Genomic DNA, 19,706 nt, shown 5'->3' with positions numbered 1-19,706 from the left:
AGAAAATCACTTCTATAAAGGAAAAAGGGGTTTAGTGACCCCTTTTCCATTTATTTCACATGAATTTCATTTATTTGGGCAAACGAGCCAATCAAGTCAGCGAGCTTTTTCATTTGCGACAGCCGATTATTTCTGATGGCAGAGTCTTCCGCCATAACCATCGTATGATCAAAATATGCGGTGATTGCGGGTTGCAATTGCTTTAAAGCCGAAAATCGCGCCCTTGCATCCGGTCGGGATTGGAATATTTCCCGCAATTCTTCATATTTGTCATATAGAATTTGTTCTTCCCCATTCTTAAATAAGGAAGGGTCTATCTCGCCAGCCGGTTCTGCTTTACGAGCAATATTTAATACGCGGGCCAATGATTCAATCGTTTCTTTAAAATCAGGTTTATCTTTTTGTTCATTCAACGTTTTGGCCCTGTCTACAATATCTGGCGCTCCGTTCATCTCTCCACCGAGTACCGCGTCGATGATATCATGACGGATACCGCGCTCCTGCAACATAAACTTCATGCGCAATTGGAAAAACTCCAACAGATTTTTAAGCAACCCTTCGCTCTGGCCAATGGCATCTTCTTGTATAATGGCGATGGTTTGTTTCAGCAGGTTTGTTATAGAGAGATTCCAGTTTTTATCAAGTAAAATATGGATGATCCCGGCAGCGCTTCTGCGTAAAGCGTACGGGTCTTGCGAGCCAGTCGGTATTAAACCAATTGCAAATGAAGCGACGATCGTATCCAGTTTATCAGCAAGGCCGACAACACCGCCGATTGTCAATTCGGGAATGCGATCATGGGCATGGCGCGGCATATAATGTTCCCGGATGGCCTGTGCCACTTGAACGGATTCACCTTTTTGCAGAGCGTATTTTTCCCCCATAATACCTTGAAGTTCCGGAAATTCATCGACCATATTTGTGATAAGATCAAACTTGCATATGGAAGCAGCCCGGTCCGCCAGTTCCTGTTCCTCTTTTGAGAGATGAAGATCTTGGCAAATTTCCTTCGTGATCTTCCGGATTCGTTTGACCTTCCCGGCTAATGTGCCGATTTTTTCATGGTAAATAATGTTCTCAAGTTTGTTAAGAGCAACGTCAATATCCAATTTTTTATCTTCTTCAAAGAAAAATTCGGCATCGGCGAGTCTTGCGCGCAACACTTTTTCGTTCCCTTTCATGACTGTTTCGATATAGCGGGAATCACCGTTACGAACGGAAACGAAATACGGGAGCAATTGACCAGATCGATCCCTTACCGGAAAATACCGCTGATGCGATTTCATGGAAGTGATGAGCACCTCTTCAGGGAGGCTTAAAAAACTCTCTTCAAAACTGCCGAAAAAGACAGTCGGATATTCCACAAGATTGGTGACCTCTTCAAGAAGATCTTCATCTGTTGGAACAACCCAGTTTCGTTCAACTTCCAATTGTTTTATTTGTTCGAGAATCATTTGCTTTCTTTTTTCGTCATCTGCGATCACATACTGATCCAGCAAACTTTTTTCATAATCAGCCGGTGTCGAAATAGTTGCCTGGCTTCCAAGAAAACGGTGACCCCTTGTCACCACATCGGTCTGTACTCCGGCTACGGAAAAAGAAACAGCTTCTTTTCCGAACATGGCTACAAGCCAGCGGATCGGCCTGACATATTTAATGGAATGATTCGCCCAGCGCATGTTGTTTGGAAAGTGCAGACCCGTAACGATATGTTCAAGCTCGGGAAGCAGATCTATCGTTTTCTTTCCCTGAATAAATCGCTTCACGTGGGCATATTCCGTTCCTTTTATTTCTTTAAAATAAATGTCGTCCGTCGTCATCCCGTTGGAACGGCTAAAGCCGATGGCAGCTTTGGACCAGTTCCCATCTTTATCCAAGGCAATTTTTTTGGCGGGCCCCTTCATCTCTTCTTCACTGTCATCTTGCTTTTCCGCTGCTTCCCGGATGATCACTGCCAGCCTGCGAGGTGTGGAGAAGGATTGCGCTCCGCCGTGGCTAATATGATGTTCATCAAGCCAGTTGATCACTTTTTCTTCTAGTTGGCGGATTGCTTCTCGAATAAACCTTGCGGGCATTTCTTCCATTCCGATCTCAAGTAGTATATCTCTCTTACTCATGCCCACATTCCTCCTTCACAGTTTGTAAAATCGGGAAGCCAAGTTTTTCTCTTTCTTCATAAAAAGTTTTTGCAACATGGCGTGCCATGTTCCTCATTTTTGCTATATACGCCGTTCTTTCTGTAACAGAAATAGCTCCTTTGGCATCAAGCAAGTTAAAGACATGAGAGCATTTTAAAATATAATCGTATGCCGGGTGAACGAGACCGGCTTCCATTTGCCGCTTCGCTTCTTTCTCATACATATTAAAAAGCGTAAACAGCATTTCTTGATCCGAAGTTTCAAACGTATATTTGGAATGTTCATATTCCGGCTGATAAAAGATGTCGCGAACTGTAAATCCTTCCGTCCATTCCAATTCAAACACGTTGTCTTTTTCTTGAATATAGGACGCGAGCCTTTCGATGCCATAAGTTAATTCCACTGAGACCGGCTTGCATTCCAAACCGCCGACTTGTTGAAAATACGTAAATTGGGTAATTTCCATCCCATCCAGCCACACTTCCCAGCCAAGCCCAGCGCAGCCCAAAGAAGGATTTTCCCAATTGTCTTCCACAAATCGGATATCATGCTCCAACGGATTAATCCCCAGCTTTTTAAGAGAGTCCAAATACATTTCTTGTATGTTTTCAGGTGATGGCTTCATGATCACTTGAAACTGATGGTGCTGGTACAGCCGATTTGGATTTTCCCCGTAACGGCCATCAGCCGGGCGCCTTGATGGCTCTACATATGCCACATTCCACGGCTCGGGGCCGATGGAGCGCAAAAAGGTGTATGGGCTCATCGTTCCCGCGCCCTTTTCAACATCATAAGCCTGCATTAAAATACAGCCGTAATCTGACCAATGCTCTTGCAGTGTTACAATCATTTCTTGTATATTCACGAATATCATCCTTTCCATAAAGAACTATTGGCAGCGTCAACCTTTAGGTCAAGTGGAGACCCTCAGCGGATTGAACGGATTCAAGACAAATAACTTCCATGGCGTCGTTTCCAGCGTAAAATAAAAACGCCCGTCCCATGCTTACAATCTAAGCATAGGGACGAGCGTTCGCCCGCGGTTCCACCCTATTTGCCGAAAAGCCGGCCACTTTCGTTCGTTCCTGCTCGGGACTGCCTTCTTCAACGTTCCATTCCCGGCTCCCACCATCCCGGGTTCGCTTTTATGGAATTGGGTTGAATACTACTTTCCTTCTTCGCAGTTCATGTTTTACTAATCATAAAATAAATCAAAACAAGTTCGTTGTCAACTATCATTACAGCTTACCACGCAATGAATCAAGCTGGTCCAGGAATTTTTTCGATTTTAAATAAAGACCGGAATACTCCTCATAATATAGATCAATGGCCATTTTAAGCTCTTTTTTAGTTTCGGGTTTGACTGAAATAGATCCCAGACGATTTAAATCAAAATAATAAAAGAGCCTGAGAAGCTTGATGGATTGCTGTGATAATGGCAGACGGTGCGGATCATGCTCCATACAGCGGTGGCAAATCAATCCGTTTTCCTTTATGGAAAATGAGAATGTGCCTTCCGTAGATCCGCATACGGCACATTTCTCCATCTCCGGATACAAGCCGAGAACAGACAGCATCTTCATTTCAAATATGCATGTCAAAATGTCGGGATCCAAGCCTTCATCAATATATTGCAACGTCTGGAGAAGAAGTTCAAACAAATATGGGTTGGGCTGTTTGTCTTGTGTGCTTTTATCCACCATTTCTACTATATAGGTAGTATAAGCCGTTTTGAATAAGTCTTCTTTTATCCCTCTAAAAGTGGTAATAATTTCTCCTTGCTGCAAAGTACCTAATCCCCGGCCAGCCTGCAGTAAAAAATGACCATATGTAAAGATCTGGGAAATCGCCGAGAGGCGACTATTTGGCTTTTTGGCACCTCTCGCCATCCCGGAAATTTTCCCCGCTTCCCTGCTGTAAATAGCGACGACCTTATGAGATTCTCCATAATCTGTGGATCTAATCACAATTCCTTCTATTTTTTGCAGCATGCTTTTAACCCCTTTACAGGTATCATACTGCACAGCGGGTCTAAAGAAAAGAAGAAGGAAACGAAATCAAGGCGCTTTGTACTCAAAAACATTATTTAATGCTGATGTAATGGCTCATTTAAGATACAGGATAATCCACCTCGTCTGGTTCATCCATCGGCAGAGCATTCATATGTTCCTCTTTCTCAAGTTCCTTTAGAAGCAGGTATGTGTCAATGCTTCCCGTCTTCTTAAAAACTTTCCAAGTAAACTCATACATTTGAATCCCGCCTTTCTTAAGTGGTTATATGAATATGTTTGTCCAGGCAGACCAGGAAGATTCCACGTAAATTTTGTTAAATAACAAACGACCTTTACAATCATGTTAATAATTGTCGTCTGTAAATCCAAAATCTTTCAAGTGTGAAGCTTTATTTCTCCAGTCTTTTTGGATCTTAACCCATAATTCCAAAAATACTTTTGAACCAAGCAGGTTTTCAATATCCATCCGTGCACGCTGTCCAATCTCTTTCAGCATCTTTCCTTGTTTTCCAATAACGATTCCCTTTTGTGAATTGCGTTCCACAATGATCGTAGCCATAATATGAATGATGTCTTTATTTTTCTCCGTTTTCATCTGATCAAGAACAACAGCAATGGAGTGTGGAACTTCTTCCCTCGTTAAATGCAGCACTTTTTCCCGAATCAGCTCAGATACAATAAACCTTTCCGGGTGATCCGTCACTTGATCAGCAGGGTAATATTGCGGCCCTTCCGGCAAATAATCGTTTATGAGCTGGAGCAACTTCTCCACATTGTTTCCTTCCAATGCTGAAATCGGAATAATTTCTTGAAATGGAAGCATATCTTTATATTGTTCGATGATTGTCAGCAGTTGATCAGGATGTATTTGATCGATTTTATTGATGACGAGAAAAATGGGTGTCCGAACATTTTTCAATTGTTCAATGATATATTCGTCCCCTCGTCCATATCCTTCTTCTGCATTAATCATAAACAAAATGAGATCCACTTCATTAAATGTATTCATGGCCACTTTGATCATAAAGTCGCCCAATTTATGTTTCGGCTTATGAATACCGGGCGTATCGATAAAAATAACCTGGGTATGATCGGTTGTCAGCACACCCTGCACTTTGTTTCTTGTCGTTTGTGGTTTATCGCTCATGATGGCGATTTTTTGGCCAATCACTTTGTTTAAAAAAGTTGATTTTCCAACATTTGGTCTTCCAATAATCGAAACAAAACCAGATTTAAACGTTGTGTTTTCATTCATCATGTTGTTCATTCAAATCCTCTCGAGAAAATGCAAACGGCAGCAATTGTCCTACTGTACACTCATGGGTTTCCCGCTTGCTGTTTGCCATGATGACTTTCATCCCTTTATGGCAATGTTCCGTAATCACTTGCCGGCATGCGCCGCACGGGGCTATCGGGCGGTCCGTATTAGCCGTCACAGCAAGAGCGGAAAACTCATTCACCCCCTCTGAAAGCGCTTTAAATATTGCAACTCTCTCCGCACAGACCGTCACGCTATAAGCAGCATTTTCAATATTGCAGCCGTGATAGACGGTACCATCTTTCGTCAATAGGGCCGCACCCACGGTGAATTTGGAATAGGGTGCATACGCTTTTTTCTTTGCTCTTTCCGCCTCTTGAATCAATTGGTTAATATCCATCTAAATCTCCCTTACATCCTCATCCTTATTTTACTACATTTTCATAAAAAAAGTTATCTTTTACCACAAATGCTTTTAGATAATTTCATCAATTTCCGTTAAGGGAAATTGTGTCATTATTTTATCGTATTGCAAACGATGTTTCAAATGAGACCGAAAATATAAAGAGGCTAAGATACAACTAAATCAGCTAATTAAAAACGAACAATACAGTGACACTTCATTCTAGTAGGCGTTTCTACCAGTCGGGCATTTAGGTGCCGTTTTCTCACACTTAGGCCTTTTGTGTCAACTCAAGTCTTGAAGGGGGAGTTTTACGGCACCTTACATGCGGGATAAAGTGAAACTTCATTTCTTGGTATGCCTTTCCCAAGGAATGTTAGTTGAACCAATCGGGCATTTAGGTGCCGTTTTCTCACACTTGGACCTTTTGTATTCACTCAAGATTTTGAAGTGGGAGCCTTACGGCACCTTACATGCGGGATAAATGGTCCCAGTGTATCATACGCAAGCTTTTAGCGTCGTCAGCATATGTAGACTCCTGCGGGAATAGCTCGAGCTGAAGAGACCTGCGGAAAGCGACCTTTGCTTTCCGAAAAAGCTGAAGATCCCGCAGGAAAGCGAAATAGGTTGACGTAGCGATGATAGGAATATTGTTAACACAAATAGACCGCACAATTATAAATGAATTGTTCGGTTTTGCTTGTGTCCTAGCCTCTTCAATCGAATATTTTGGGCAAGAAAATGATGAGCCCGATCAGTACAGTCAGAATCGCAAACATAAGCACCGCGCCCGCAGCCAGATCTTTTGCTTGTTTGGCAAGCTTCCTGTATTCGTCCGTAATCAAATCCACCGTCCGTTCTAGCGCCGAATTGATCATTTCCAAGACAAACATCCCAAATATACAAAATAGAACAAACATCCATTCGACTTTACTAATTTGAAAAATAAAGCCGCAGCCAGTTACTACAATGGCTGCCGCGGTGTGAAAACGGAAGTTTTTCTCATGCAAATAGACGTGTGCAATGCCCTGGAAAGCACATTTAAACGCTTGGGCAAGCCGGTGCAGTGAAAATACTCCCTTATCTTTCGAGGCCATAGCTCTTCAGTATTTCCTCTTGTTTTTGAAACATCTTTTGTTCCTCTTCAGGTGTCATGTGATCGTATCCGAGCAAATGTAAAAATCCATGGACAGCCAAAAATCCCAGCTCCCTTTCGAGTGAATGCCCATATTCCTGCGCCTGTTCACGGGCCTTGTCAATGGATATCACAATATCACCGAGCATCCTTGGAGTTCCGTGGGCATATGCGATCTCCATCTCTCCTTCCCCCAGCTCCTCCATTGGAAAGGACAGGACATCCGTAGGTTCATTTTTGCCGCGGTATGAATGGTTCAGCTCCCGTATTGCTTCGTTGGACACGAAGATGACGGACACTTCACCATCATCCTTTTCACTCATTTCCAAAGAAGCTGCATGCTTCAGCAGACGTTCTACCAACTCCAATTGGCTTGTTTGAACTTCATTTGTCTCTTCTATAAAATCAATTTCTAGCCCCATCTAACATCACCTTCTGATCTTTATTGCCAGGATACTCGATTCGCGAATGAAAAATACCGCTTAATGTTTTGCAAAACGTTTCTTTGATGATTTCAAGTTGCTTTAATGTTAAGTCGCACTCACTTAATTGCCCGTCAAGCAGTCGGTCTTGCGCAATCTGATGGACAAGCTTTTTAATTTCCTCTTGTGTCGGATTTTTCATGGATCGCACTGCAGCTTCCACGCTATCGGCAATACTGATCACCGCCGCCTCCATTGACCTTGGTTTTGGCCCAGGGTACCGAAAATCTGATTCTGAGACGTCTTCATTCAGCTTTTTTTCCTTATAATAGAAAAACTTTAACAAAGTCGTTCCATGATGCTGCCCCGCTATGTCGACAATTTCCCGCGGCATTTTATGTTTTTTTAACTCTGCCACTCCATCCGTTACATGAGCGATGATGATGTCTTTGCTTCTTGACGGGGGCAGCCTGTCGTGAGGGTTTTCCATATTCATTTGGTTTTCAATAAAGAAATGCGGCCTTCTTGTTTTGCCGACATCATGATAATAGGCGCCAACTCTGGCAAGCAATCCGTTTGCACCGATTGCTTCACACGCAGATTCCGCCAAGTTGGCAACCATGACACTATGATGATATGTGCCCGGAGCTTCCGTAAGAATTTTTTTCAGCAACGGATGATTCGGATTCGATAGCTCAATCAATTTAATCGTTGATAAAATGCCAAATCCCGCTTCCAAAAACGGCAGGACACCAATGGCTAAAACAGAGGAAAGAATTCCCGAAGCGACTCCGTATACAATATGGAAAAAGAATTCCATTTTGGCAAACTGGCCGCCGCCAATAAATTGGAGAAAAGAAATGATCAAAATGTTTATGGACGAAACGAGTACTCCTGCCCGTAAAACATTGAACCTCTCACTTTTATCCGACAAAAATAAATTAGCCGCGAGACCGCTGAATAAAAAGTAGATGGCGATCTCCATATCTATCGTTCCCGATATGTCATCCCGAAATACGATGCTGCCGCAGGCGGCCAAAATAACCGTCATAAACAATGCGAACCGCTCATTCACCAAAATCCTGATCAAAAGAGGTGCCATCGCCGCCGGAAAAATATACCCGATTTCGAAGCGGTCTACCTCTTCCATCAGACTGACGATTTTCATAATGAGAAGGGATGCAACAAAAATAATGCTGGTCAACAGCAAAAGATTTTGCTTTTGAAGGTCAGCCAAGTTTAACTTCGCGAAGGAAACATAAAAGGCCCCGACAGAAAGAAAGACAAAAATCGCAAGGCCAACAAAAGGCAGAACAGTAGGCGTACTTTTCAAAAGACCAAGCAGTTCCAAATGGCGGTATATCTCCCTGTCAATCAAATGGCCTTCTTGCACGATGATTTGGCCTTGTAATATTTTAAAAGGCTCCACTTCTTCCATCGCTTGCCGCTTTCTCTCTTCTGTCAGATCCTCATCATACAGTTCGTTGGGAACAATCGCATACTCACCCAGTTCTATAGCGGCCTGTTCAATCTCTTGCGACAGTCCCGCCGAGGAGATGCGCCCGGCCAGCGTCCCTTGTGCGGCCGTTACTTGTTCCTCCCGAATTTTATCACTCATAATCGCTTCAATGTGACTGACCAACAAATTTCGCGCCTTATCCAATTCGTCCTCTTTTGCATCGAGGAGACGAATGAGTGTTTGATCGGAAATCGTCTCAGTCACATTTTCCGTTTCATCGGTGGAAAGCTTTTCTTTCAACAAGGCGAGTTTGTCCGGCGCTTTCCCTTCTTGTTTCTGATTTTCTTTTTCCAAATCTTTTGTTTCCTGATTCACTTCTTTTACAAAATCGAAGATGGAATTTACGAGTAAAATTCGATTTTGGGCAATTTCTTGTTTATGAACATAGACTTTTTCAACTTCATCTGCCGCTTTTTGACGTTCTTCCTCTGTTTTCACTTCATCCTCTATCGTTTTTGGCGAGCGGATTGTCTTTTCAGCTACAGAGAACAACTCAACGTCATATGTTTCAGGCTTAACATTTGTATAGAGCACAGCGAACATCAGCATACTCAAGACGATGTAAATAAGTGCCGTGAAAAGCTTATAGCTAAGGATTGTCCGTACTTTGCCAATTAATTTTTGAAAATCCATAAAATCCTCCACAGACTTTTTTCATTTTATAGCAGATGCTCATATTCCAAATGATAGCAGTTTTAGACAATAAAAACACGAAATATTTTTGTGAAATAAAAAAACCCCGGAATGATCAACGTCCCGGGGGTGTCTCATTTTGAGCATAGGCAGTGATAATGCGGCCAACAAGCGGATGTCTGACAACATCGCTGTGATCAAGATGAATAAAAGTAATTCCCTTCACACCACGCAAGATGACTTCGGCCGCAATTAATCCGGATTTGGCCCCCTGAGGGAGATCCACTTGTGTAGAGTCGCCCGTAATGACCATTTTCGAACCAAAGCCAAGCCTAGTCAAAAACATTTTCATTTGAGCGTGGGTTGTGTTTTGGGCCTCATCCAAAATGACAAACGCATCATCAAGTGTCCGCCCGCGCATATAGGCGAGCGGGGCCACTTCGATCGTATCCCTTTCAACCAAACGCTGTGTATGTTCGGCACCCAGCACATCATGAAGGGCATCGTAGAGCGGGCGTAAATACGGATCCACTTTTTCTTTTAAATCTCCGGGCAAAAAACCGAGACTTTCTCCAGCCTCCACCGCAGGACGCGTTAATATAATTTTGTTGACCTTTCCGCTCCTTAATGCATTTACAGCCATGACAACAGCCAAATAAGTTTTCCCCGTCCCGGCGGGACCGATGCCAAATACGAGGTCATTTTTTTTGATGGCATCTATGTAATGCCGTTGTCCAAGGGTTTTTGCCCGAATGGATTTACTTTTGGCATTTCGGCCAATTTCTTCATGAAATAGTTCAGAAAAATAGTCAACCTTGCCTTGTTTAGACATTTTTGCGGCATAGGCAACATCCCGCGGGCCAATATGAATGCCGCTGCGCGTCACATCCAAAAGCTGTCTGATTGTCTCTTGAGCTTGGGTGACGGCTTCTTCCTCACCGGAAATGTTGATCGTTTCCCCGCGTGTCACGATTTTTATTTGAAATTCATCTTCCAGTATTTTTAAATTGTTGTCTCCACTTCCAAAAAGAATAAAAACTTCATCATCATTATCAAGCTGAATTTTCTTCTGGAATAATTCCTCTGACATATACTAATCTCCTTGGGTAATCGGTTTTTCTTTTGCTATGTTTTCAATTACTTGGAAATATACTATTAGCTTAACTTTACCATTCTCCACAGTCTCATGCAAAACAATTTCCTTATCTATTCTTGCATCTTCAGGAAGATGTTTCCGCAAATCATCTTTTGCCAAATCCTTACCTGCCTGAACCGCTTCTTCTTTTGTCAGTTCCCGCTTGAAGCTTTCGCTTTCTCGAATGGTTTCATCGATATACGCTATGGGAAGTTCCCACCCTAAAAACCTGATCGGGTGTTCAGTTTTTTCCGTTTCAAAGCTTTTAAATTCCTCTTTCCCGAAGCCCCAAACAGGAAAAGCGACCGAACCAATCTTGATACCGTGTATCCGCTTTTCCTTCCCGGTAAACACCTCAAAAGGGGTTGTCAGCGGGTATTCAACCTCGGACTGATACCATGTTTTGCCCCAAACCTCCCCTTTGGCCGGAACAAGCTGCTCTCCTTCTTCTCCGCCGATCATTCCGGATACAAGCATTTGGCCTTTTTTCACAAATTGATTGACCTTAACAATCGGCTTGCCTTTTTCAACAAACATTTCGGCGATTACCGCTTTCTTTTTGGCAACAAGATGCTGAGGACCCAGCGGCTTTGCCTTTTTCGGTTTATTTTTTTCAACAACTTGAAAATGGAAGGTTGTCCCTTTTAACTCCACGCCAATCCATGTAATATTATTCACACGCTCCGTCAATTGTTGTTGAAGCTTTTCAAGATCTTGATTGAAAAAATGAAATGTGCCGACTTTTATGCCGAGCTTGTTCAGTTCTTTGCGAATATTATGTTCCGTTTCCGGGTTTGCCCCGTTGATTTGAATGCCCCATGTGATATTGGATAATACAGTCAAAATGACAAGGAACAGAAATACACCAATAAGAAAGCCGCTGTTTTTTAGCAGCCGCTTCCAAAGAAACGGTATTCCCTCTCCGCGAATAAAAGAAACGGTACAGTCAAAGTCGCGGACGATATGCCTGAAATTATGTAAATCAAGAAGTGAGATATAAAAAAATATCGCCCCTGTTTTCATTTTCCGCATAGACCATAATGACACTTTTTTGCGCGCGCAAATATTGATAAGGCGCTCCAAACCTGTTCCTTCTATTTTTACGAGCACCCTGCCTGTTACGAACGTAACCCACCGGTTCTTCATCTGGGCCCCTCCTTACTTACTGTTTCAGGTACAATACTTCTTCAATGCGCCCTTCCAACAAAATTTCTTCCGGAAGAATCGTTTTTATCACGAATGATTTTCCTTTAATCAACAGCTGGCCTTGTTTCAGCAGAAGACGGAGTTCACGATCGGAAAAAGCGAGAAGACCTTTGTGATTTTCGATATATATATGAATTTGTCCGATAATCGTCACACGCGGGAGATCCATCAATACATCAGGCGGAAGTTCCATTTTATTAGTCATCCATTTGCGGAGCCGATCTGTCATTTTTTTGGGCATAAAAAAGAACCCCCCTTCATCTCATATGTATGAAATGAAGGGAGGTTTCATCACTCGTTTCAACATTTAGGCGGAAAAACCTGCCTTTTCTCGCCATTGATTCACGTCCTGCTAACGGACTCGCCGTTTCAATGCTTTTGGAGGACCAAGTATCTCGTGCATGATCATCCCCCGGACAATATCATTTTGATGTCCAAACAATGGTCTTTGTTCACTTGGTTTTGCTTTTTTAGGTATGAAGGTATCGGCATGATCAGCAGCCCGTTTTTGTGCAGCGCGAATTTTCTGTTCGTAGGTCTCTGCTTGCTTTTTCAGCTTTTCCAATTCTCCTTCTGCCCGCGCTTTCTCCTCTTCAATAGCAGGATTGGTTTCGATCTGTGTCAATAATATATCGGCAGCTTCTCGAAGGCTGCGGGGCATATCGACTTGAAAAGGTTTGTTTTCTTCGTCCATTCTTTCGTTTGAATTGCTTCGTTCTTCAAGATCAGTGTTTGGACGGGCAGGCTTTTGTTGGACTGGACGGATTGGCTGATGTTGGTCAGCTTTTTGTCTTTGCGGCTGATTTTTCTTTTTACTGTTCAGCAAAAAGCTTATAATGGCTATGATAATGATTGGCAAAAATTGTTCCAAAGGAGTGCCCCCCTTTCAAAAGAGCTGCCCATCTTATTTCTGTTTGTCATCATCTGGTTTCGACATTTTTCCGATAGAATCACGCATATCCGTATCTGCGTCAATGTTGCGAAGAGACATGTAATCCATGACACCCAAATTTCCAGATTTCAGGGCTTCCGCCATAGCAAGTGGTACTTCCGCTTCCGCTTCGACCACCTTTGCCCTCATTTCCTCTACTCTGGCTTTCATCTCCTGCTCGCTTGCAACAGCCATGGCCCTTCTTTCTTCCGCTTTTGCCTGGGCAATTTTCTTGTCGGCTTCCGCCTGATCTGTTTGAAGCTGAGCTCCAATGTTTTTCCCAATATCAACATCCGCAATGTCAATCGAAAGAATTTCAAATGCGGTTCCGGCATCAAGTCCTTTTGCCAGTACGGTACGAGAGATCATATCAGGATTTTCCAGGACTTTCTTATGGTTATCACTGGAACCAATCGTCGAAACGACACCTTCCCCGACACGAGCGATAACCGTTTCTTCACCTGCTCCCCCGACGAGGCGGTCAATATTAGCGCGCACTGTTATTCTTGCTTTTGCTTTTACTTCAATTCCATCCATTGCCACACCAGCAATAAACGGTGTTTCAATTACTTTTGGATTTACACTCATTTGGACCGCTTCTAATACGTCGCGGCCTGCAAGGTCAATAGCTGCGGCACGCTCAAATGTAAGTTCAATGTTGGCGCGCTGCGCAGCAATCAGAGCATTGACAACCCTGTCTACATTACCACCTGCCAAGTAGTGGCTCTCCAATTGATTAGTCGCAACCGGAAGTCCCGCTTTATGAGCTTTGATCAGCGGATTGACAACTCTTCCGGGAATGACCCTTCTCAGCCTCATACCAATCAGTGTAAAAATCCCAATTTTGACCCCGGCTGCAAGGGCTGAAATCCAGAGCCCCACCGGTACAAATGTAAATAGTATGGCTAGTGCAATAATGCCTAAAACGATCATCACAAGTAAGAAAATTGTATCAGGACCTAACATCAATATATTGCCTCCTCTTTATTTATGTTTTACACGGGGCGCACGACAATGCGGGAGCCTTCCACTTTCACCACTTTAACACCGGTATTGTTTTCAATGAAATTTCCCTCTGCAACGACATCTATCCGTTCATCATCAATCAGGACGGTTCCAGATGGCCGAAGCGGCGTAATCGTGACACCTTTTTTACCAACTAACTCTAACCGGTTTACGTTTGACACGTATCCCTTTTCAGTGCTCGTTGAATCAGTTAAAATGAATCTTTTAAAAATGTTCATCCGCTTTCCAAACACCTTTACAAGTATAATCATGAAAAGAATAGCCATAATCAGAGCAGTAACAATTGAAACAGCCATATGAATCACATTTTCTCCCGCAAGCAGCATGCTTCCTATAACAGCAACAGTGCCAAGAATCCCTAAAATGCCGCCTGCAACAAAAAATTCCGCTGCAATAAAAATGAGTCCCAATATGAAAAGAAGCAAAGATTCATACCCTGCAAGGCCGGCAACATAATGGCCGTAAAAGAACAGGAGTAAAGAAGACAACCCCATGAAACCAGGAATTCCAAAACCTGGTGAATACAATTCCAGAACAAGTCCCAAACTGGCGATGGTTAATAATATCGGGACGACAATCGGATTCGTGATGATTCGTGCAAGCGATTCCGCGAAAGTGGTTTCAACCGTATGAACCTTTGCGTTCGACATGTTGGTTTTCGCCAAAAGTTCATCGATATCCTTGACGGTTCCTTCTGAATAGCCCACTTTCACAGCCTGATCCGCTTCCAGAGTCAACAACTTGCCTTTTTCTTTCAGCTCGGGTAAATCGACTTTTCCGCTTGCCATCGCCTTCGCAATTTTCGGGTCACGTCCGCTCTTCTTTGCCGCTCCTTCCATAGCCGCAAGCCACATACTTTCAGCCTTTTCCCCGGCGGTATTTCCCGACTGGTCAATAACGGCTGCCGCTCCCATTACAGCATTGGGCGTCATATAAATTTCTTCTGTATGAAGCGCAATATAAGATCCTGCGGAAATGGCCCACGAATTAACAAAGGTGACGGTTTTGATGTTTTTTATTTCTGCGATCCGGTTTCCGATATCCCGTGCGGCATCTACCGCTCCTCCTGGCGTATTCATATCAAAAACAATCATATCGGCATTATTTTCTTCCGCCTCACTGATCGCCCGATCCAAGAATGCATATAATCCTTTTTCCACATCGTTTTGAATCGGAATGACATACACATTGTTTTCTTTGGCAGATGCCCCTACCGGCAGCAACATGCAAAAACCGGCAACAAAAAGGAAAACAGCGGCAATGATCCTTTTCATGATATCACCCCCTTCCGAAAGCTCCTATTTGTATTACGGGAGGCCTTTTCAAAAAGTTTCATTCTTGCCATTATTATATCGAAAAAAATCCTTATTAAAACGCTATTCACAAAAAAGCGCAAGCGCTCGTTCAGCGTCTATAAACTGGTGCACATGACATAAAGGAAATTTCAAGTGCGGAGGATTTTCGACGCTGATCTGATGATTAGTGAAAACCAATGGCTTTTACTGGCAAATGGCAGCTTGAAAGCTTCCTATTGGCAAGCCTCAGGCAACTATATCCTTGAAGCTAGCGCTTTTTCTGCGTATGAGTGTGATGACGATGCTTTCAAAGCCCTTGTCTTGTCGCTTTGCTTACAGTCGTACATCGTGTACATTTTGCGACGCCTTTGTGATCAACACCTTTTGAAAAACATGATGTATCACTGCCGAAGTTTTACTTGTCCAGTCGCCCCAAGCTAATCCGGCTTTTACCGGAAGCAATGTCCCCCTAATAGCTGCGCTTCTTACAGGGGAAATTTACTGCCGGGAAAAGCGGAATAAAGCGAAACACGGCAACGAAAAATCCAAGCAATTTACTTCAAAGTATCATGTTGCTTCAATCTTCAAACAGCTTTACGACGAGCTGAACAAAACTCTTCGAATATATTGCGCAGGAGCAAATTTTGTAGAGTATCCTCATGCTTTAATTTTCAAAATACAACTAACTACACAGTTTTTTCGAGGAGAGGAGACTGATATTTGCTGGGCAGTAAAACTTCAGTTGACATCGTGTGAATTTTCATACAAAAATCATCATTTCTTACCCCTGCATAGAAAAACCGGAAAGCGTGCGCTTCCCGGATTTGTCATGATTTTGAAAGGTGCTCTTGGACAAGCTTGCTTATTAGGGCGCCGTCCGCCTTTCCCTTTACTTTGGGCATGATGGCTCCCATGACTTTACCCATATCAGCTTTAGAAGAAGCACCTGTTTGTTGAATCGTTTCTCGAATTATATCGCTCAATTCATCATCAGTCAATTGTTCAGGCATATATACATTGACATAATTAATTTCATTTCGTAATTTTTCGGCAAGGTCTTCACGCCCCGCCTTTTCGAACTCATGGAGGGAATCTTTGCGTTGTTTCAATTCGCGAGAAAGAACTGTCAATTCTTCGTCTTCAGACAATTGCCCTTTTCCAAGCTTGATCGCTTCATTTTGCAGCGCTGCTTTGAGCATTCGAATGACAGAAAGCTTTTCTTTTTCCTTGCTTTTCATCGCCTGTTTCATATCTTCATCCAAACGTGCCAGAAGATTCATGAATTCACCCTCTTAAAATTTGCGCTTTCTTGCGGCTTCAGACTTCTTCTTCCGCCGGACACTTGGTTTTTCATAAAACTCGCGCTTTCTGTATTCCTGAAGAGTTCCAGTTTTGGAAACTGTTCGCTTAAAGCGGCGAAGAGCATCTTCGAGCGATTCGTTTTTACGAACAACTGTTTTTGACATCTCTCTTTCCCTCCCTCCGAACATAGCAATTACATGTTCATGCATGGAAAAAACCATGTACTAAGTTATTATATTATAATGAGAAATTCAGGTCAATCCATTTACCGTACGAAACAGGCGGTAACAATTTTTTGTGCATGTCCGCAGAAACCATCCCATATGATTCATAAGGGGGGAGGACATGCTGTACATCTGTTTATTTTTATTACTTGCAGGATGCTTTTTACTGGGGATGACGTGGATGCGAATCGGGCTGTTTCATTTGTCCGGCAGTGCGATGGAACGTTGGCTCAGACAAGTAACAGCAACACCGCTTAGAAGCATGCTTGCCGGGATCGCCATGACTGTTGTCCTCCAGAGCAGCTCCGCGGTTACAGTTATTGCGGTGGGACTTGTCTCCGCACGAATACTATCCTTTCCGCAAACAATTGGAATTATTCTTGGGACAAATATCGGGACAACTGTGACATTGGAAATGTTGTCCTTCGATGTTACGAGTTTGATCATCCCTTTTTTAGTGAGCGGCTGTTTATGTCAATTGTTTAAAAGTACTAAAAAAAGAAGTATCGGATTTATTTTATTGGGCATCGGCATTATTTTTGCTTCCATGGAAGGTTTCGGCTGGTTGTCTGGTCCCCTTTCCGACCTGAAAGCAGCGCAAGGGATTATTCGGAAAATTGAGTTAAGTGTCCCTTTTGCTTTAATCGGTGGAATGATATTAACAGCCATTATCCAATCCAGCACGGTTGTGACAGGTATTGCCATGAGTTTTCTTAGCACAAATACAATTTCCTTGGAAGCGGGGATTTTAATCATGATTGGTTCCAATATTGGCACCTGTTCCACAGCGCTGCTTGCCGGAATTGGAGCAGGCCGGGAAGCAAGACTCACAGCATATGCCCATTTATGGCTTAATGTGTTGGGAGGTTTGCTGTTCATCCCATTTATAGATACATTAGCCGAGTGGAGCCGCTTTTTGAGCCATGATCCCATGACACAACTTGCACACGCCAGTGTCTTGTTTAATGTTGTTTGCTCTCTCGTTGTATTGCCGTTTTCCACTCAATTTGGCCAATTGATCATTAAAATACATCAGCGTTAGACTTAATAGCTGCTTTTTCCGATTGCCCCCTGAATAATTTGTACGCCTGAACTCGCGCCAAGTCTTGTAGCACCGGCTTCGATCATTTTTTTTGCATCTTCCAGGCTGCGGATTCCCCCTGAAGCTTTAATACCGAGTCCATCCCCGACCACTTTACGAATCAAAGCCACATCTTCGGCAGTCGCTCCTCCTGTCGAAAAACCAGTCGATGTTTTTACGAAATCTGCTCCTGCCCTTTTAACCATTTTACTGGCGATTTCTATTTCTTCTTTAGTCAGTAGACAGGTTTCGATAATGACTTTGACAAGCGCTTTGCTTTTTGCTGCAACGGTAACCGCTTGAATGTCGCGCTCAACGAGAGTGTGGTTCCCGCTTTTCAGGGCGCCGATATTCATTACCATATCCACCTCGCTGGCCCCGTTTTCAATGGCATTTTTCGTTTCAAACGCCTTTGTTTCCGGTGTATTGGCCCCTATTGGAAAGCCGATTACAGTGCACACCTTGATATCCGTACCTTGTAAAAGTGATCTGGCATAGGCCACCCATGTTGGATGAATACATACGGAGGCGAACTGGTATGTTTTTGCCTCATCGCACAATATTTTGATTTGTTTTTTTGTTGCATCAGCTTTTAATAACGTATGGTCAATGAATGGCGCAATGTTTAAAGCCACATAATCCCCCTCCTCTTTTTGTTCCTCCTGAGTTTACCATCATGGATGAAACAATAAAAGGCTTTATTTCTTTTGGATCATGTCAGGTAATATCAGAGTCCGCTCCATTGGTCCATGCATAGCGTTTGATCATCTTGTTATTTCAATCCACGTGTTAAAATAGACTGCAAAGAATTATTCAAGGAACCTGGACATATGGTCCCGCCACGAGTCCATAATAGTGACTTCTACATCCACTTGGAGCGAATCTTGCTGTAAGTCCAATTTTCCTTTTTTGGAGAGTTTTTTCCAAGCTTTTACATCATTTCTGTACAATGTTTCAGAAAGGCGGTAAACATCAGCATCGGGATGGACTTTAAGGGCTTCTCGATAGGTTTGCAACACTTGTTGTTTGATCTTCTTGGCTGCTCTTCGTTCAATTGTCTGGATGGCTACTTTTTTGTCTATCTCGGCAATATGACCTTCTGCTTTTATTTTCATATGAAATTTCACATGGTCCGATTTCAGTTTGGGAGTAATTTTTACTTTCTTTTTTTGAACGACGATAGATCCTATCGCCTCACCATCCGTATCCAAAATAACCGGGGCCCGATCAAACTTCTCGATAGTCCAACGATATCCTTCAATATGCTTTCCTTCTACAGTGCCAAGGAACCTTTTTTTTCTATCATATAAAGTCAATCCGTTTAACGCTACAAAAGGACGTTTTTTTTCAGGTGTTTTCCAGGTCTCTCCAACAACGAATATGGAGGGAATTCTTGCCAAGTAATTAGGCTCTTTCAATTCAATCAATATTTTCCTTAAATTCACAAACGACACAAGGGTATTTTGCTTAGAAGCACTTTCCGGGGTAGCCAATAAGCTTAACGATTTTGACACATCCATCACGGGATCGGTAAGCAAAATTTCCTCCACCTTATCATTTGTACTGTAAAATTTAATTTGGTATCTGGCCTCCGGAAATCGGCTCCACATATCAATAACAGGTCCCAATCCATACTCACTTAAAAATCGTTCCGTTAAGACGATATGGGACAAATTCCCCCAAAAAATTTCATGTTGCGCAGAACGATATAGATTGAAAATAGCTTCATCAAGAATTTTGCCTGATGCTGTTGCCAACTCCGAAGTGCTCTGGCTACTGACATCTCCGCCGCCACCCTCAGTCTTTGCCAATGCCCCCAAGTTTAGGAGCTGCAAATGGACTTTGACTTTTCCATCTTCGTAATCTAAGCCAAGCCCATGTGCATAGGCGAGTTGTTCCGGCGAATTGGAATCACCGCACCCCGCGAGCGCCAAAACGAAGATCATCAGAGCAGAAAAAAAACAAAGCTTGTATTTGGTTGCCACA

Annotated in this window: 20 protein-coding genes; 1 reads left to right on the top strand and 19 read right to left on the bottom strand. The window is 43.0% G+C overall.

What is annotated here, in order from left to right:
• Window positions 1-50 precede the first annotated feature (50 nt).
• The 17 genes from glyS to rpsU all read right to left on the bottom strand — a co-directional run bounded on the left by glyS (window position 51) and on the right by rpsU (window position 16,579).
• Window positions 51-2,117: a glycine--tRNA ligase subunit beta gene (glyS, locus tag MHB50_RS07075; RefSeq protein ID WP_077110675.1), complete on the bottom strand. Its 2,067-nt coding sequence runs from the start codon at window positions 2,115-2,117 to the stop codon at window positions 51-53.
• Entirely contained in the window at window positions 2,110-3,003 is an 894-nt protein-coding gene (glyQ, locus tag MHB50_RS07070) for a glycine--tRNA ligase subunit alpha (RefSeq protein WP_077110673.1), read from the bottom strand. The genes glyS and glyQ overlap by 8 nt, the downstream gene beginning before the upstream one ends.
• 373 nt (window positions 3,004-3,376) lie before the next feature.
• On the bottom strand, window positions 3,377-4,129 hold the full coding sequence (recO, locus tag MHB50_RS07065) for a DNA repair protein RecO (protein WP_077110671.1): 753 nt from the start codon (window positions 4,127-4,129) through the stop codon (window positions 3,377-3,379).
• Between the two features lie 118 nt (window positions 4,130-4,247).
• A complete protein-coding gene (locus tag MHB50_RS07060; RefSeq protein WP_077110669.1) occupies window positions 4,248-4,388 on the bottom strand; it encodes a YqzL family protein in 141 nt (46 codons plus the stop codon).
• Window positions 4,389-4,493: 105 nt separating this feature from the next.
• Window positions 4,494-5,417, bottom strand: coding sequence for a GTPase Era (gene era, locus MHB50_RS07055; protein WP_213089084.1), 924 nt, complete (start codon window positions 5,415-5,417; stop codon window positions 4,494-4,496).
• The gene (locus MHB50_RS07050; protein ID WP_077110667.1) at window positions 5,398-5,808 is read right to left on the bottom strand and encodes a cytidine deaminase; all 411 of its coding nucleotides are present in this window, start codon (window positions 5,806-5,808) and stop codon (window positions 5,398-5,400) included. The genes era and MHB50_RS07050 overlap by 20 nt, the downstream gene beginning before the upstream one ends.
• A gap of 719 nt (window positions 5,809-6,527) precedes the next feature.
• Window positions 6,528-6,908, bottom strand: coding sequence for a diacylglycerol kinase family protein (locus tag MHB50_RS07045; protein WP_077110666.1), 381 nt, complete (start codon window positions 6,906-6,908; stop codon window positions 6,528-6,530).
• On the bottom strand, window positions 6,892-7,368 hold the full coding sequence (gene ybeY / locus MHB50_RS07040; protein ID WP_340085071.1) for an rRNA maturation RNase YbeY: 477 nt from the start codon (window positions 7,366-7,368) through the stop codon (window positions 6,892-6,894). Before ybeY ends, MHB50_RS07045 begins: the two co-directional genes overlap by 17 nt.
• Window positions 7,352-9,520, bottom strand: a complete 2,169-nt coding sequence (locus MHB50_RS07035; RefSeq protein ID WP_077110662.1) for an HD family phosphohydrolase — start codon at window positions 9,518-9,520, stop codon at window positions 7,352-7,354. The genes ybeY and MHB50_RS07035 overlap by 17 nt, the downstream gene beginning before the upstream one ends.
• A 115-nt stretch (window positions 9,521-9,635) precedes the next feature.
• On the bottom strand, window positions 9,636-10,610 hold the full coding sequence (locus MHB50_RS07030; RefSeq protein WP_077110660.1) for a PhoH family protein: 975 nt from the start codon (window positions 10,608-10,610) through the stop codon (window positions 9,636-9,638).
• A 3-nt stretch (window positions 10,611-10,613) separates the two neighbouring features.
• Window positions 10,614-11,801, bottom strand: coding sequence for a sporulation protein YqfD (yqfD, locus tag MHB50_RS07025; protein WP_340085070.1), 1,188 nt, complete (start codon window positions 11,799-11,801; stop codon window positions 10,614-10,616).
• Between the two features lie 16 nt (window positions 11,802-11,817).
• On the bottom strand, window positions 11,818-12,102 hold the full coding sequence (yqfC, locus tag MHB50_RS07020; protein WP_077110656.1) for a sporulation protein YqfC: 285 nt from the start codon (window positions 12,100-12,102) through the stop codon (window positions 11,818-11,820).
• Between the two features lie 111 nt (window positions 12,103-12,213).
• On the bottom strand, window positions 12,214-12,732 hold the full coding sequence (locus MHB50_RS07015; protein WP_077110654.1) for a hypothetical protein: 519 nt from the start codon (window positions 12,730-12,732) through the stop codon (window positions 12,214-12,216).
• 33 nt (window positions 12,733-12,765) lie between these two features.
• Complete coding sequence (gene floA, locus MHB50_RS07010; protein ID WP_077110652.1) at window positions 12,766-13,758, bottom strand: flotillin-like protein FloA; 993 nt, start codon at window positions 13,756-13,758, stop codon at window positions 12,766-12,768.
• 29 nt (window positions 13,759-13,787) lie between these two features.
• Window positions 13,788-15,092 carry a nodulation protein NfeD gene (locus MHB50_RS07005; protein ID WP_339162844.1) on the bottom strand — a complete coding sequence of 435 codons (1,305 nt, stop codon included), beginning with the start codon at window positions 15,090-15,092 and terminating at the stop codon, window positions 13,788-13,790.
• Between the two features lie 848 nt (window positions 15,093-15,940).
• Complete coding sequence (locus MHB50_RS07000; protein WP_340085069.1) at window positions 15,941-16,393, bottom strand: GatB/YqeY domain-containing protein; 453 nt, start codon at window positions 16,391-16,393, stop codon at window positions 15,941-15,943.
• A 12-nt stretch (window positions 16,394-16,405) separates the two neighbouring features.
• Entirely contained in the window at window positions 16,406-16,579 is a 174-nt protein-coding gene (gene rpsU, locus MHB50_RS06995) for a 30S ribosomal protein S21 (RefSeq protein ID WP_057983047.1), read from the bottom strand.
• A 181-nt stretch (window positions 16,580-16,760) separates the two neighbouring features.
• Between rpsU and MHB50_RS06990 the strand changes: the two genes are divergently transcribed.
• Window positions 16,761-17,681 (top strand): Na/Pi symporter, encoded by a 921-nt coding sequence (locus MHB50_RS06990; RefSeq protein WP_340085068.1) that lies wholly within the window; start codon window positions 16,761-16,763, stop codon window positions 17,679-17,681.
• Between the two features lie 2 nt (window positions 17,682-17,683).
• Here MHB50_RS06990 and deoC read toward each other — a convergent pair whose 3' ends face one another.
• Together deoC and MHB50_RS06980 are read right to left on the bottom strand one after the other, a co-directional pair.
• Window positions 17,684-18,355 (bottom strand): deoxyribose-phosphate aldolase, encoded by a 672-nt coding sequence (gene deoC, locus MHB50_RS06985; protein WP_340085067.1) that lies wholly within the window; start codon window positions 18,353-18,355, stop codon window positions 17,684-17,686.
• Window positions 18,356-18,529: 174 nt separating this feature from the next.
• A complete protein-coding gene (locus MHB50_RS06980; protein ID WP_340085066.1) occupies window positions 18,530-19,705 on the bottom strand; it encodes a Ger(x)C family spore germination protein in 1,176 nt (391 codons plus the stop codon).
• Window position 19,706 lies beyond the last annotated feature (1 nt).

Origin of the sequence: Siminovitchia sp. FSL H7-0308, from assembly GCF_037980985.1 — a bacterium.
Classification (GTDB): Bacteria; Bacillota; Bacilli; order Bacillales; family Bacillaceae_C; genus Siminovitchia; species Siminovitchia thermophila.
The sequence above is the reverse complement of the archived record's forward strand: the minus strand, read 5'-3'. Positions and strand labels throughout refer to the sequence as shown.

Excerpts from the sequence above, each read along its gene's own strand:
- glyS (WP_077110675.1), bottom strand. The coding sequence starts at position 2,117 with ATGAGTAAGAGAGATATACTACTTGAGATCGGAATGGAAGAAATGCCC.
- recO (WP_077110671.1), bottom strand. The coding sequence starts at position 4,129 with ATGCTGCAAAAAATAGAAGGAATTGTGATTAGATCCACAGATTATGGA.
- MHB50_RS07060 (WP_077110669.1), bottom strand. The coding sequence starts at position 4,388 with ATGTATGAGTTTACTTGGAAAGTTTTTAAGAAGACGGGAAGCATTGAC.
- era (WP_213089084.1), bottom strand. The coding sequence starts at position 5,417 with ATGAACAACATGATGAATGAAAACACAACGTTTAAATCTGGTTTTGTT.
- MHB50_RS07050 (WP_077110667.1), bottom strand. The coding sequence starts at position 5,808 with ATGGATATTAACCAATTGATTCAAGAGGCGGAAAGAGCAAAGAAAAAA.
- MHB50_RS07045 (WP_077110666.1), bottom strand. The coding sequence starts at position 6,908 with ATGGCCTCGAAAGATAAGGGAGTATTTTCACTGCACCGGCTTGCCCAA.
- ybeY (WP_340085071.1), bottom strand. The coding sequence starts at position 7,368 with ATGGGGCTAGAAATTGATTTTATAGAAGAGACAAATGAAGTTCAAACA.
- MHB50_RS07035 (WP_077110662.1), bottom strand. The coding sequence starts at position 9,520 with ATGGATTTTCAAAAATTAATTGGCAAAGTACGGACAATCCTTAGCTAT.
- MHB50_RS07030 (WP_077110660.1), bottom strand. The coding sequence starts at position 10,610 with ATGTCAGAGGAATTATTCCAGAAGAAAATTCAGCTTGATAATGATGAT.
- yqfD (WP_340085070.1), bottom strand. The coding sequence starts at position 11,801 with ATGAAGAACCGGTGGGTTACGTTCGTAACAGGCAGGGTGCTCGTAAAA.
- yqfC (WP_077110656.1), bottom strand. The coding sequence starts at position 12,102 with ATGCCCAAAAAAATGACAGATCGGCTCCGCAAATGGATGACTAATAAA.
- floA (WP_077110652.1), bottom strand. The coding sequence starts at position 13,758 with ATGTTAGGTCCTGATACAATTTTCTTACTTGTGATGATCGTTTTAGGC.
- MHB50_RS07005 (WP_339162844.1), bottom strand. The coding sequence starts at position 15,092 with ATGAAAAGGATCATTGCCGCTGTTTTCCTTTTTGTTGCCGGTTTTTGC.
- MHB50_RS07000 (WP_340085069.1), bottom strand. The coding sequence starts at position 16,393 with ATGAATCTTCTGGCACGTTTGGATGAAGATATGAAACAGGCGATGAAA.
- rpsU (WP_057983047.1), bottom strand. The coding sequence starts at position 16,579 with ATGTCAAAAACAGTTGTTCGTAAAAACGAATCGCTCGAAGATGCTCTT.
- MHB50_RS06990 (WP_340085068.1), top strand. The coding sequence starts at position 16,761 with ATGCTGTACATCTGTTTATTTTTATTACTTGCAGGATGCTTTTTACTG.